We start from the raw sequence: 14,899 nt of genomic DNA on the forward strand, positions 1-14,899 counted from the left end.
CCCAATTGACTTTTGCGTTTTAAAGTTCTAAAATCAGCACAATGAGTGATGCCGGTCCGGTGCCGGCGGAAAGGAGACAGCCATGACCCGTCACATGATGCAGCAGGATATGGTCCGCAGCGGCATGGGCAAGATCCAGGCCGCCTCCTGTAACTATGCCGGTAACAGCTCCTGCTATCGGGGCTACTTTTGGTGCGCCTATTATTACGGCGACCAGAATGGATACCGGCTGAAATGACATACGTGGTTCGATCTCCTCACAAGGGTCGATAAGCGGCTTCGTCGTTCAGGCGGGGCCGCTTTCTTTATTGGCAGAGTTTAGAGATAAACGGAAATCACAAACGGAAAAGGAGAAAATCAAAATGAATGCGATCTTAGCTGCGGCGGTCATCTTCGTGGTGTTCGCTATCGGAGACATGATCTCCGCCAAAACAAAAGCCATTGTATCCATGCTGCTGGTGGCGTCCGTATTGTTCCTGGCCGGCTTCTGGACAGGCATCTTCCCCACCACCATGTTTGCCGACTCCACGCTGCTGAGCATGGCCGGCCTGCTGGTGACCATGCTGCTGGTGCATCTGGGCACCACCATCAAGCTCCGTGACTTCGGCGCACAGTGGCGCACCGTCATCATTGCCGCCGTGGCCTGCATCGCCATCTCCGCCGCGGTATTCTTCCTGGGCCAGCTGATCGTTGACCGCGGCTTCGCGCTGGTGGGCGCTCCCATTCTGTCCGGCGGCGTGGTGGCCACGCTGACCATGCAGGATATGGCCAACAAGGCAAACCTCCCCGATCTGGCGGTATTCGCCACGCTGGTCATGTGCGCCCAGGGCTTCGTGGGCTACCCCGTGGCCTCCCTGTGCCTCAAGAGCGAGGCCAAGCGCATCAAGGCGCAGATCGACGCCGGTGAACTGCAGGTAGACACCGCCGCCGGTGCCGTGCAGGCTGCCGCTGCGGGCCGCAAGAAGCTGATCCCCGCGCTGCCCGACAAGTACAACACCCCCAACGCCATCATCGCCAAGGTCATTCTGGTGGCGCTGCTGTCCGTGTGGGTGTCCGGCCTGTTCCACGACGCCATCAACAAGCTGGTGTGGTGCCTGATCTTCGGCGTGCTGTGCAAGGAGCTGGGCTTCCTGGATGAGGACGCGCTGGGCAAGGCCCACGCCACCGGCATCGTGATGCCCATCATCACCCTGTCCATCTTCACGAATCTGGCCTCCGCCACCCCTGAGATGGTGGGCGGCATGGTGGTGCCTCTGCTGGTGTGCGTAGTCATCGGCACCATCGCCTTCTCCGTCGTGTCTATTCTGGTGGGCAAGATCTTCGGTTACAGCTGGCAGATGTCCATGGCCATCGGCAGCTCCTGCCTGTTCGGCTTCCCGGGAACCGTCATCATCTCCAACGAGGTGTCCGAGTCCACCGGCGCCAACGCCGAGGAACGGGCGGCCATCAACGCCCAGATCATGCCCAAGATGCTGGTGGCCGGTATGGTCACCGTATCCATCACCTCCGTGCTGGTGGCCGGCGTGATGAGCGGCTGGCTGTAAGCTAAGCGGATATTCAGAAGTGAGGTAGTGAAGATGTCTGAGATCAAGACGTATGTAGATCGTATTTTCGACGAGCTGGTGGCCATCCGACGGGACATCCACGCCCATCCGGAGGTGGGGATGCAGGAGGTGCGCACCAGCGCCCTGATCCGGCGGGAACTGGAGAAGATGGGCATGGACGAGATCCAGCAGCCCCTGCCCACCGCAGTGGTGGGTCTGCTCCACGGCGGCAAGGGACCCGGCAAGTGCGTGGCGCTCCGCGCCGACATCGACGCGTTGCCGGTCCACGAGGAGTCCGGCGTGCCCTTTGCCAGCCAGACGGAGGGCGTCATGCACGCCTGCGGTCACGACCTGCACACCACCATGCTGCTGGGCACGGCCAAGACCCTGTGCCATATGCGGGACTCCTTTGCGGGTACGGTGAAGTTCATCTTTGAGCCCAGCGAGGATACCATGCCCGGCGGCGCACGGGCGCTGGTGGCGGCGGGCGTCATGGAGAACCCCCACGTGGACGCCATCTTCGGCCAGCACGTCTGCCCCTCCGAGAATGACACGGTGGGCCGGATGCAGCTCTATAAGGGGTACTTCACCAGTGCGGTGGATCTGTTCCACATCGCCGTACACGGCAAGAGCGGCCACGGCTCCGCACCCCACACCGCCCACGACGCCATTGCCTGCGCGGGATATCTCATCACCGCGCTGCAAACGGTGGTGTCCCGCCGCATCGACCCCATGGACTCCGCCGTGCTGACGGTGGGCACCATGTCCGGCGGCGACGCGGTGAACATCACCGCCGGCGAGGCGCGGATGGTGGCGGTGCTGCGCAGCTTCAGCGACACGGCACGGGATACCGCCATCGAGGAGATCGACCGGATCTGCAAGGGCATCGGGTTCGCCTTCGGCTGCGACATCGAGGTGCGGCTGGAGGAGGGCTACGCCCTCCAGTACAACGACGGCGCCATGATCGATCTGGTGGAGCAGGCGGTCACGGAGGAGCTGGGCGCGGACAAGGTGACCCACCTCGACCGCCCCTTCTCCGGCAGCGAGGACTTCAGCTTCTTCGGCAAGCTCACCAATACGCCGTCGGCGTTCATGATGACCGACGCGGGCTGCGGCAAGGAGATGGTTTCCCTGCACAATGGCAAGATCGTGTTCAACGAGGACGTACTCAAGTCCGGCACGGCGGCCATGAGCGCCATCGCGCTGAAGTACCTGGCGGAGTGAGCGCCCACATTATAAGATAACAGCGAAAAGTTTCCTTCCTGAAAACAGGGCAGGGACGCACGGCAGGTGCGTCCCTGTCCTGTTTTTTCGCGGGTTTTGGCAGCTTTTGGCGAGCGCCGCCGTTGACAAGAGGCGGAAAACCGTATATAGTATAAATGGTTCGGGAGACGCCGGACCGACAAGTGGATAACGTGTTCTGTGACGACGTGTGGCTGCGCGCCGTAACGGCCGGAAACGGTCAGGCGGCAGTTTTGAAGAAATAGGGGCAAGACCCTCTGCGGACGGCACTGTAAACGCAAGGAAGTGACCAAAGCGGCGGAGACGCCGTGTGGTGAACAGCAGCCATTGGGACGGATGTCCTGAGAAGGTAGGTCATGTACGGGAGGCGGCAGCCTCGGGGCGTTAGGGCAGGAGAATTGCACGGCGGAGAACAGGTACACAGCGGCGCTTCTTCGTTGTGGCAGAGAGCAGAAGTGGGCGCGGACCATCCCGACAGGGACGGACCGGCCTTTTTTTGCGGCAAATGCGCCGGCTGTCCCGTCAGGGAGGCCGGTTTTTTCGCGGGAGGGGCGTCATCCGCCCGCAGTCAAGTCGGGACGGCGCAAGCCGTCCGCTTTCCATAAGGGCGGGAGGGGTTTGCCGACCCCTTCCGCCTCCTTCTCTTATAAGACAGAAAATTTACAGATAAAAGGAGACAGAGACATGAAGAAACGAGTGGTATCGTGGCTGCTGGTGGTGCTGATGCTCACCAGCATGCTGCCCACCGGCGTGTGGGCGGAGGACGTCTACCGCAGCAGCGAGGACACCGGACGGTACGGTGTGTCCACGCTGGCCAGCGCCGCCGACGCGGAGCTGGAGGGCTTTTTCGGCGAGTGGGAGGGCATCGCCACCGTGGCCAACGCGGCCAAGCTGGGCTTTGTCAAGGACGGCGACAAGCTGAAGTCTGGCAACACTGCGAGGGACGACACGTATACGCGGTCCACCCTGACGGTGACGATGCTGCAGGCGGCGGAACTGTCCTTCGATTACCAGCTTGATGGCGCTACCCAGAACGGTATGGAGGTGAAGAACGGCAGCAAGACGCTGTATACGAACAGCAGCTACGGCGGCGGCGGGGCAGAGATCGTCAAAGGGAAGGACAGCGGCACGGCCACCGTGCAGGCCAACGCCGATGACGTCATCACCATCTCCTATTACCGCGGCTATGCCAGCAGAGGCAGCAACTGCATGTGGCTCAGCAATTTCAAGGCCTCGCTGCCGGCGCAGGTGATCTTCCATGCCAACGACGGCACGGAGACCACGGTGCAGCAGGGCGTGTTCGGCAGCGGCACGCTGCAGGCCAATACGTTCCAGCGGGACGGCTACCGCTTTGAGGGCTGGGCCACGACGCCGGACGGCGCGGTGGCCTACGCCGACAAGGACAGTATCACCATTACGGAGAATACCGACCTGTACGCCGTGTGGACGCGGGTGTACCGTGTGGCGTTCCAGCTGACGCCGGCGGACGCACAGTTCTCGCTGTACGGCGATGAGGCGCGGACGGCGCTGATCGCGGCGGACAGCGGCACGGCGTATACCCTGGCGGCGGGCACCTACTATTACAGCGTCTCCGCCTTCGGCTACGCGGCGGTGCAGGGCAGCGTCACCGTCAGCGGCGACGCACAGGAGCCGGTGGTGCTGGCGGAGAAGCCGGTGGTCACAGTGACGTTCGCCTATGCGGACGGCAAGACCGATGTGGACGGCGGGAAGCTGACGGTGCGCACCGGTGAGCGGGACATGGCGGCGGAGGAAGGCTCCGACGGCATGGCGTTCCGCCTGCCCGCAGGCTACGCCTACGACTGGAGCTTCCGCAGCGCCAACTACGGCAAGCAGAGCGGTACCGTGGACCTGACGGGCGTCAGCGAGAGCGGGACGCAGACCGTGACCATCCCCATGACGGCCAAGTCCGCCTGGGAGGGCGCGGACGACATCAGCGAGCCCGCCGCAGTGGACGGCGTGTACCAGATCACCAGCGGCAGCGAGCTGGCGTGGCTGGCCCAGCAGGTGAACGCCGGTGTGTCCGACGGCACCGGCTTCAGCGCGGTGCTGTGCAACGACATCGACCTGGGCGATGAGGCGTGGACGCCCATCGGAAATGGCACCGGCAAAGCGTACAAGGGTACCTTTGACGGGCAGGGGTACACCATCCGGAACCTGTACGTCACCGGCAGTACGCCCATGGACTACGGCCTGTTCGGCACCGTCAACGGCGGCACCGTCCGGAATGTGACGGTGGAGGGCCGCGTGGAGGTCACCAGCAATTCCAGCAGATACGGCATCGCGGCCATCGTGGGCCAGCTATACGGCACCACGGGCGGCGTGGAGAACTGCCTGAACAGGGCGTCCGTCAAGGGCGGCCAGTATGTGGGCGGCATCGTGGGCTATGTGGCCGGCGGGTACAGCAGCGACGAAAAGTTCATCAAGAACTGCGGCAATGTGGGGGATGTGACCTCCGAAGGCCACCGCGCGGCGGGCATCGCGGCCAATATCAGCGGCCAGGTGGCAGTGGAGAACTGTTACAGCACCGGCACCATCACCGGCGGAGGCTGGTACTCCGGCGGCATCAGCGCGTATGTGGACAGCTCCTACGCATCGGTGAAGAACTGCTATGCCGCGGGCAGCGTTACCGGCAGCGGTGCGGGCGCGGTGTTCGGCAAGGTGAGCTACAGTTCGACGGTGGTGGCCAACTGCTACTACCCCGACACGCTGAGCGTCAGTGACAGCAAGGCTGTGAAGGTGACGGAGCAGCAGCTGAAAACGCTGGACAGCGCTGCGGCGCTGGGCGAGGCGTTCATGCAGGACGCCAAGAGCGTCAACGGGGGCTATCCCATCCTGACGTGGCAGATCACCACGTATGAGGTGACATTTACCGTGATGCCGGAGGACGCGGAGGTACGCATCGACGGCGCAAAGGGCAAGCAGAACGGAAACGTGTGGACGTTCCGCCTGCCGGAGGGTACATACAGCTACACGGCGTTCGCCTTCGGCTATGCCGATGAGAGCGGCAACATCGAGGTCAGCGGCGCGGCCCGGAAGGATATCACGCTGACGCCGGTGGAAAAGCGCACCGTCCGATTCAGCGTGACGCCCAAGGACGCCGGCGCGGCGGTGACGGTGCAGTGGAACGGCAAGACCGTGGCGGCGGAGCAGGACGGCAGCTATCGGCTGCCCGACGGCACCTACACCTACACGGTGCGGGCCAAGGGCTACGCCAAGGTCAGCCAGACGCTGGAGGTCAGCGGAGATGTGACGGTGCCGGTGACGCTGGAGCCCTCCGCCGCCTGGGACGGTCAGACCGTCACGGCGCCGGAGGTGGGCGACGGCACGGAGGCCAGCCCCTACGAGATCGAGAACGGCGAGCAGCTGGCGTGGCTGGCCCAGACGGTGAACGCAGGGAACGGCAGCACCAGGCTATACGCCGTCCTGACGGAGGACATCGACCTGGGCGATGGCGTTTGGACGCCTATCGGCGCAGATTCCCATGAGTTCACGGGCCGCTTTGACGGCCAGGGTCATACGGTGTCCCGCATGAAGGCGGAGACCCGGTACGCGGGCCTGTTCGGCGTGGTGAAGGACGCGGAGATCCGCGGCGTGGTGGTGCAGGGCATCGCCGCCAGCACCGACAGCAGCAGCGGCGACGCGGCGGGCCTTGTGGCCCGCACCAAGGGCAGCACCGTGACCATCACGGAGTGCGGCAGCGAAGTGGCCGTCAGCGGCGGCAACAACGGCGGCGGCATCCTGGGCAAGAACGCCAGCAGCAGCACCGTGGTCACCATCAGCGCCTGCTACAACACCGGCGACATCAGCGGCAAGGCGCGGGCCGGCGGCATCAGCGGCGGCAACACCCATGAGGTAAACATCAGCGACTGCTACAACACCGGCAGCATCACCGGCGGCAGCTATGCAGGCGGCGGTATCCGCGGCTATTACGGCGGCTTCGAGGGCACGGTGGCCAACTGCTACAACAGCGGCGCCGTTACCGGCACCAATACCGGCGCTATCGCCCCGGGCGCCAACAGCAGAATCAGCAACTGCTTCTATCTGGACAGCGGCACGGACGGCAACAGCGGCGCGGCGGCGCAGACCGCCCAGCAGCTGCAGGAGCTGGCCATCAGCGACGCCTTTGAGCATGTGGCGGGCCGCAACGGCGGCATGCCGGTGCTGAAGTGGCAGAAGCTGACGCCGGTGGTCAAGGAGCCCGTGCTGGCCCAGAACGTGGAGTTCGGGCTGGAGCAGGTGCATCTCACCAGCTCCTCCGCCGTGGAGGTGGAGGATGGCGTGGGCATGCTGGCTTCCTCCCGGCTGACGTGGGACGCGGTGGACGGCGCGGAGGGGTATGTCATCACCCTGTGGCGGCAGACCGCAGAGCTTGTGGAGGGCGAGGACTACACCCAGATGGTGCTGGCCCGCGCCACGGCCTTTACCGCCAACGGCACTGAGACCGACTATGACTGCGCCGCCGAGCTGGCGGAGCAGGGCGAGGGCGTGTACTACGCCACGGTGACGGCAGTGGTGGACGGCGCGTACACCGAGCCCTCTCTGGAGTACGTGGACGAGCATGTGGCGGGCTATCAGATGCCCTATGACCGCATGTCCACCGTCACCAATGTGAAGTGGGAGGGTACGGTCCTGCACTGGGACAAGAAGCCCTATTTCACGGCCGAGCAGATCTACACCATCCTGCTGTCCATTGTAGAGGACGATGGCAGCTATCGCACCCTGACCCCCGTGGAGGTGTCGGGAAATGCGGGCATGGCGGATCTGGGCAACACCTTCGCCGCCGGGCGGCGCTATGCCGCGCAGGTCATCGCCCACTCCGACGCGGACATCCTGGAGACAATGGGCCTGACGGACAGCCGCCCGTCCCAGGCGGTCATCTATGACGGCAGCGGCACGCCGGAGATACCGGACGACCACGACGACACGTGGGTCGCCATCACCTCCGCCCAGCAGTGGATCGACCTGGCCAACGTGGAGGATATGCCCTCCGATCCCGCAGACAGCAGATCCGACAGCCAGCAGAAGGTGGAGTGGAGCAAGAAATACTATCTGGCCAACGATCTGGATTTCTCCCAGCTGTCGGCGGCCTATCAGACCAAGACCAAGTCCATCGGCAACACCACCAACCGGTTCAACGGCGTGCTGGACGGCAACGGATACGTCATCCGCGGCCTGACATTGAGCAACTATGACTCCGGCCTGTTCTGGTACGTGGGGGCCAGCGGCTATATCTACGATCTGAAGGTGGAGAACGCCAACGTGCTGTTCTCCGACAACGCGGCGGTGCTGGTACACAACAACTACGGCCTCATGGAGCAGTGCGCCGTGGTGAACACCAACATCACCGCCGACACCGGCGCGGTGCTGGGCGGCATGGTCAGCCGGAACTACGGCACCATCCGCGACAGCTATGTGGAGGGCGGTACGCTGACCTCCAACTCCACTACCTCCACGGGCCACGCGGGCTTCGTGGGCGCCAACGAGGAGGGCGGCCTCATCGAGCGGTGCTGGACCTCCATGAGCGTCAGCACCCAGAGCGACTACGCCGGCGGCTTTGTGGGTCTGGGCTACGGCGGCACCATCCGCAACTGCTTCGCACTGGGGAACGTGTCGGGCCGCGGCTATTCCGGCGGCTTCGTGGGACGCTCCGTATTCCAGGGCAACGCCTATGAGAGCTGCTACGCTGCGGGTATCGTCACGGTGACGGGCGCAGAGGGCAACGGCTTCATCGGCGGCAACAAGCCGGACAGCGGCTTCCAGTACGACCAGTCTGAGGGCGTGTGGAACTGCTACTACAACAGCGAGAACACCGGCGCTCACGGTTACGGCGCGGAGCCGCGAACCGGCATGCAGATGCGGCTGGCGGACTTCGTGCGGGAGCTGGGCAGCGGCATCTGGACCCGCGACGACGCGGTGAACGGCGGCCTGCCCTATCTCACCACGGTGAAGGCGCCGGAGACGGCCAAAACCGCGGACATCACCGTACACGTGGCCGTGGTGACGTATGACAAGGAGACGTACACCTTCGACTTCGACCACAAGAGCGTGGTGGATGTCACCGTGGAGAGCACGGGCAACACCCGCGTGGTGGACGTGATGGACGCGGCTCAGGCGCAGGGCAAGCTGACGTACAGCTACTCCACCACCGCCACCTTCGGACGGTTCATCCACACCATCAACGGCCATGCAGTCAACGCGCCGGATGGCTGGATGTTCACCATCAACGACGCCCTGTCCAACGTCAGCGCCTCCACGGCGTCGGTGAAGGACGGCGACAGGGTGCTGTGGTTCGAGGGCACCACCGAGAACCAGTTCCAGGGCCCGCTGTGGGCGGAACTGGACGGCAGCACCATCCAGTGGGAGACCATTTCCACCGTGGCGGAGCTTCAGGCGCTGGCGGCGTCCAAGGACCCCGCAGTGCTGGCGAAGAACTACAAGCTGGCCAGGGATCTGGACCTGTCGGGCGTGACGTTCTCCGGCATCGGCAGCGCGTCCGCGCCCTTTACGGGCATGTTCGACGGCCAGGGCCACACCGTGTCCCATGTGACGGTGAAGGGCGGCGACAACGCCGGATTCTTCAATGTGACGCTGGGCGCGGTCATCAAGAACCTGCATCTCAGCGATGTGAACGTCACCGGCGGCAGCCGCGTGGGCGGTCTGGTGGGCTGGGCCCGGGCAGAACTGGACCGTCAGGATATGGCGGGCAGCAAGGCCGGCCTTGTCGGCAGCTGCACCGTGTCCGGTACGGTCAGCGGCAGCCGCGCCGTGGGCGGTCTGGTGGGCCTGAACGAGGGGCTCAGCGATCAGGAGACCATGTTCTCCGTGGCCAGCGCCGTGGATAAGTGTACCGCCGCGGTCAGCGTCTCCGGCAAGGAGAAGGTGGGCGGCCTGGCGGGCGAGAACAGCGGCAGCATCACCAAGAGTGCCGCGCAGGGCAGCGCCACCGCGCCGGATGGCGTGATGGTGGGCGGCTTTGCCGGCGACAACAGCGGCGGCATCTACGACAGCCATGCCGAAGGCGAGGTGCGGGGCAAGTCCTACGCCGGCGGCTTTGTGGGTATCAGCGACGGCACGGTAAAGAATTGTTACAGTCTGGGCAGCGTTGCCGGTACGGACTACACCGGCGGCTTCGCCGGAGGCATCAGTGCGGCGGAGAACGCTGTGGGCGCCGGGCTGGTGTCGGTGACGGGTACGCCCACCTACGGCTATACCGGCGGCTTCGCCGGACGGCTGGGCGGTACGCTGGCGGGTCTGGACAACCAGATCACCGTCAAGAATGTCTACGGAAACTGCATGAAGCCGGACGGTCAGTGGAAGGCCGCGGGCAACAGCTTTACCGGCAGCAGCGAGCAGGCCGCGGTGGAGGGCATGAAGCTGACCACGTGGCAGCAGGTGAACGACAAGCTCATGGAGCTGTTCGGCGTATCTCTGCCGTGGATCGTGGATGATACCGCCCTGATGGATTCCATCGCGGCTACCCTCACCGAGACCAAGGACGGCTGGAGCGCCATGGACATGGCGGCCTACGGCCAGCTGGCGGGTAAGACCGCCAGACTCACCGATGCGGCACGGCAGAACATCATGGATCTGCTGATCGCCGAGGCATCCGGTACGACGGACGCCGGCGCCAGAAGCCGCATCGAGCTGGTGCTGCGGGCGCTGGGCGTGGACAGCACGGAGCTGTATCCTCAGGGCAGCGGCAAGGCCGTGAACAACGGGGCACTGCTGAAGGCCATGGATATGAGCAGCGTCACCGTGTGGGCGGCACCCTACGTGCTGCTGGCCAATATGCAGGGCGGCGTGAAGCTCACTGACCAGCAGATCGAGACGCTGATCGCCACCATCGCGGCGGCGGAGTCCAACGGCATTCTGGGCAGCAGCTACGGCGGCGCGTATTACGCCGATCCCGATACCACGGGTGCGGCCATGGCGGCGCTGAGCGCCTACACCGATCGCAGCAGCGCCAAGACGCTGCTGGATAAGCTGGTGCGGGGCGCGGCGAACCATGTGGCCGGCGCGGGCTATTACAGCAACGCCAACAGCGACGCCATGCTCATCATCGGCTTCATTGCCGCGGGCGTGGACCCCGAGACGGTGCTGTGCGCCAGCGGCATCACGCTGGTGGAGGACATGCTGCGCTATGCCAATGACGCCAACAACGGCTTCCTGTACGCCGGTGAGGACAACGCACTGGCCACGGAGCAGGGCTTCCGGGCCCTGGTAGCGTTGGCGCAGTTCCGCGCCAACGGCGGCAAGGCGTACAATATCTATAATTTCAGCAAGACGGCGGTGAAGCCGGGCCACGCCACCGGCAGCGGTGAGCCGGATGTGCCGGTGAACCCGCCCGAGGAGAACGAGGATATTACCGTCACCGTGTCTATCCGCACGCCGGCGGGCATGTGGATGGACGGTAAGAGCGTCACCGTGAAGAAGGGCTCTACCGTGTACCACGCCTTTATCGAGGCGCTGAGGGACAGCGGCATCACCCAGTCCGGCGCGGCCAGCGGCTACGTCCGGTCCATGACCAAGGGAGGCGTCACCTACGGCGAGTTCACCCACGGCGACAACTCCGGCTGGCTGTACAAGGTCAACGGTGTGCTGCCCAACGTGGCGCTGACCCAGAAGAAGCTGGCCGACGGCGACGACATCCTGTGGTACTACACCACCGACTGGAAGCAGGATCCCGACGCCGGCGCCATGGCGGGCCAGAGCCTGACGGCGGCGGATGTCATCAAGCTCATCGACGCCATCGGGAATGTGACGCTGGACAGCGGCAGCGCCATCGCGGCGGCACGGACGGCCTACAACAGGCTGCCGGCAGAGGAGAAGGCGCTGGTCACCAACTATGCGGTGTTGGTGGCGGCGGAGGAGACGTATGCCGCGCTGGTGAAGGCGCAGCAGGCGACCTCCGGCGTCAAGGAGAACACCGCGTGGCGCACCCAGTATGAGACGGCGCTGGACAAGGCAGGCGAGAACGACCTGACCTTCGGCAGCGAGTGGCTGGTCATCGCGCTGGCCCGCAGCGGCAGGACGGTGCCCGACAGCTACTACGACAGCGTGGTGAAGGCGGTGCAGGACGCGGGCGGCGAGCTCAGCGATAAGAAGTTCAGCGAGTACTCCCGCGTGATCCTGGCGCTGACGGCCATCGGCAAGGACCCTGCGGACGTGGGCGGCTATGATCTGCTGGCCAAGCTGGCAGACATGGACAAAGTGACGTATCAGGGCCTTAACGGCGCCATCTTCGCGCTGATCGCGCTGGACAGTGCCGGGTATGAGGTGCCCGCCGCGGCGGAGGACGCCAACCAGACCTCCCGCGAGGCACTGGTGGCTTACATTCTGGACAAGCAGCTGTCCGATGGCGGCTGGGCTCTGTCCGGTGACAGCGCCGATCCCGATATGACCGCCATGGCGGTGCAGGCGCTGGCGGCGTACCGCGACGACGCGGCGGTACAGGCGGCGGTGGACAAGGCCGTGCAGACCCTGTCCGACATGCAGCTCTCTGACGGCGGTTACAGCAGCTGGGGCACGGTGAACAGCGAGTCCTGCGCCCAAGTCATCATCGCGCTGACCACGCTGGGCATCGATCCTGCCAAGGACAGCCGGTTCATCAAGTACGGCCTGAGCCTGCTGGATGCGCTGTGCGCCTACTATAAGGACGGCGGATTCTGCCACACGCGGGACGGCGCGGCGGACGATATCGCCACGGAGCAGGCACTGTGCGCCCTGACGGCCTATGCGCGGCTGCTGAACGGCCAGACGGCACTGTACGACATGACCGACCTGGCCGCGGGCATCACGCCGGCGGAGCCGGATGCGCAGGAGCCTGCGGAGGAGCAGGAGCCTGCGGCGCAGAACGGCGCCGTGGTGTGGATCGTCGTGGCGGCGGCCGCAGCGGCGGCCGGTGCGGCGGTGATCGCAGCGTCCAAGCGCAGAAAGAAAGAATAAGGACCCCGCTGGGCGGAAGCGTATGAAAAGCTCCCCCTGCCGGCATAGGCCGGCAGGGGGAGCTTTTGCAGTTGATACAGCGCTTATTTCTCCTGTTCTGCGAGCTGGCGGAGGAGGATGTCCTCGGCGTAGCCGCAGGCACGCGCAACGGAACCAGCCTCAAAGGGATCTGCCAGATTCGCATAACGCAGGGTTTCCAGATAACTGCGGCTGCCGCCGGTCTTGCAGAGCTTCAGGTAGTCCTGCCAGGCCGCCGCCTTATCCTCGGCGTACTTCTTCTTGAACTCCATGGCGCCCATGGTGGTGAGCGTATAGTTGATGTAATAGAACGGGTAGAGGTAGATGTGCAGCTTGTGATACCAGTAGCCGCCGCGCTCCATGAAGGCGTCATTGTCGTACCTGCGCCAGGGCATGTACTTCTCCTCCAGCAGGCGCCACTGGTACGTCCGCTCCTTGGGCGTCAGCTGGGGATCGGCGTAGCAGATGTGCTGGAACTCGTCCACAGCCACGCCGAAGGGCACAAAGGTCAGCGCCTCCTGCAAATGGGCAAAGCGGAACTTGTCCGCCTGATCGCCGAAGAACCACTGGGCATAGGGGTAGGCGAACTGCTCCATGGACATGGAGTGGATCTCCGCGATGTCGGTGGTCTCACTGTAATAGTCCGAGATGGGCTGGCTGCGCATGGCCATGTAGCCGGCGAAGGCGTGGCCCAGCTCGTGGGTCAGGACCTGCATGTCGAAGATCGTGTGGTTGAAGCAGGAGAACACGAAGGGGGCCTTCAGGCTGGGCAGGCTGGTCATGTAGCCGGTGGAGGCCTTGCCGGGCTTGTTCTCCAGGTCCATCAGCTGGTGGTCGATCATGAAGTCGATAAACTCGCCGGTCTCGGGGCTGATCTCGTGGTACATCTTCCGGGCGGTCTCGACCATGAATTCTGCATCGCCGGCGGGCTCGGCGTTGCCGTCGGGGAACACCATTTTCTCATCGTGCCACATGACATGGTCGATGCCAAGACGCTTGGCCTGCGCGTCATAGAGCTTCTGACACAGCGGAACGAGGACGGTGCGCACCTGCTCACGGAAGGAGGCCACCTCCTTCTCGCCGTAGTCGGTGCGGCCCTGCTCCAGGTAGCCCAGGGGAATGTAGTTCTCATAGCCCAGGTTTTTGCCCATCTGGTTGCGGATGCGGATCAGCTCGTCCCAGATCTCCTCCAGACGGGGCTCGTTGGCCTCGTAGAACGCGGAGTACGCCTTGACCGCGGCGGCGCGGACGGCGCGGTCGGGGTGCTCGAAGTACTTCTGCACGCCGTAGAGATTCAGGGTCTTGCCGTCGAAGGGGATCTCGGCGGCGGCCATGATCTTCTGATACTCGTTGGTCAGGCGGGACTCCTGCTGGCGCAGGGGGACGTTGGCCTCGCAGAACTGCTTTTTCTGCAGGTCGATGGCGACGAAATACTGCCTGCCGAACTCCCGCTCGATGTCGGGGCGGAAGGGGCTGGAGGCGATGGCCTCGCTCAGCGCCACCTCGGCGGCGCCCAGTGTGGGCAGGGTGTCCTGCAGGTAGTGGATCTCCGCTTCATAGAAGGCGTCGCGGGTGTCCAGAGTGTGGCGGATGTGGGCGATGGCGCACTGGGTGGACAGCTCACCGTTGGCGCGGTCCATCTCAAAGAGCAGCGCACGCAGCGCATCGAAGCTCTCCGCCTGCTCCACGGCGTCCTGCCACCGGGCCAGCTGGGCGCGGCGGGCCTCCAGATCGGGGCGCTGATAGGGTAAGGTCGAAAATTTGTAATTCTCCATGGGGTCCGTTCCTCCTCGCGGTCTTCGAAAGAAATCCTGCAAAGCTGCAATATGTATATTATCATGACTGCGCCGGAGGATGTCAAGGGGCGATTTGCGGGGGCCGTTAAATGCCATTAAAAAATGTGCATCTATCGTGGTTTTTTGCCGTTTATGAAGATAATGCGTTAAAAAATGTTGCTTCTGCGCGATCCCCGTGGTAAAATGATAATTAACCGATCTGGACGATCATCATTCCTTCCGGCAGCCGGATACAAATTTTGCACCTGATGCATCGGTCAGATGAGAGACGTAAGCAGCCAAATGAGCAAGAAAGAGAAGTGAAGAGCAGGCAGTCAAGTGGGCAAGAAGGAG

Annotated in this window: 5 protein-coding genes; 4 read left to right on the forward strand and 1 reads right to left on the reverse strand. The window is 64.1% G+C overall.

The genetic code is table 11. The annotated features are described in order from the left end of the window. The first annotated feature begins 82 nt into the window (after window positions 1-82). The 4 genes from ACZM22_RS01670 to ACZM22_RS01685 all read left to right on the forward strand — a co-directional run bounded on the left by ACZM22_RS01670 (window position 83) and on the right by ACZM22_RS01685 (window position 12,752). The gene (locus tag ACZM22_RS01670; RefSeq protein WP_489542894.1) at window positions 83-238 is read left to right on the forward strand and encodes a hypothetical protein; all 156 of its coding nucleotides are present in this window, start codon (window positions 83-85) and stop codon (window positions 236-238) included. 124 nt (window positions 239-362) lie between these two features. Beyond that, entirely contained in the window at window positions 363-1,544 is a 1,182-nt protein-coding gene (locus ACZM22_RS01675; RefSeq protein WP_489542895.1) for a hypothetical protein, read from the forward strand. 33 nt (window positions 1,545-1,577) lie between these two features. Next, a complete protein-coding gene (locus tag ACZM22_RS01680) occupies window positions 1,578-2,768 on the forward strand; it encodes a M20 metallopeptidase family protein (protein WP_484423951.1) in 1,191 nt (396 codons plus the stop codon). A 702-nt stretch (window positions 2,769-3,470) separates the two neighbouring features. Further along, on the forward strand, window positions 3,471-12,752 hold the full coding sequence (locus tag ACZM22_RS01685) for a DUF4430 domain-containing protein (protein WP_489542896.1): 9,282 nt from the start codon (window positions 3,471-3,473) through the stop codon (window positions 12,750-12,752). Window positions 12,753-12,835: 83 nt separating this feature from the next. Here ACZM22_RS01685 and ACZM22_RS01690 read toward each other — a convergent pair whose 3' ends face one another. Further along, window positions 12,836-14,545 carry a M3 family oligoendopeptidase gene (locus ACZM22_RS01690; protein WP_489542897.1) on the reverse strand — a complete coding sequence of 570 codons (1,710 nt, stop codon included), beginning with the start codon at window positions 14,543-14,545 and terminating at the stop codon, window positions 12,836-12,838. Window positions 14,546-14,899: the final 354 nt, after the last annotated feature.

The sequence above is a fragment of the Vescimonas sp. genome (assembly GCF_057856985.1).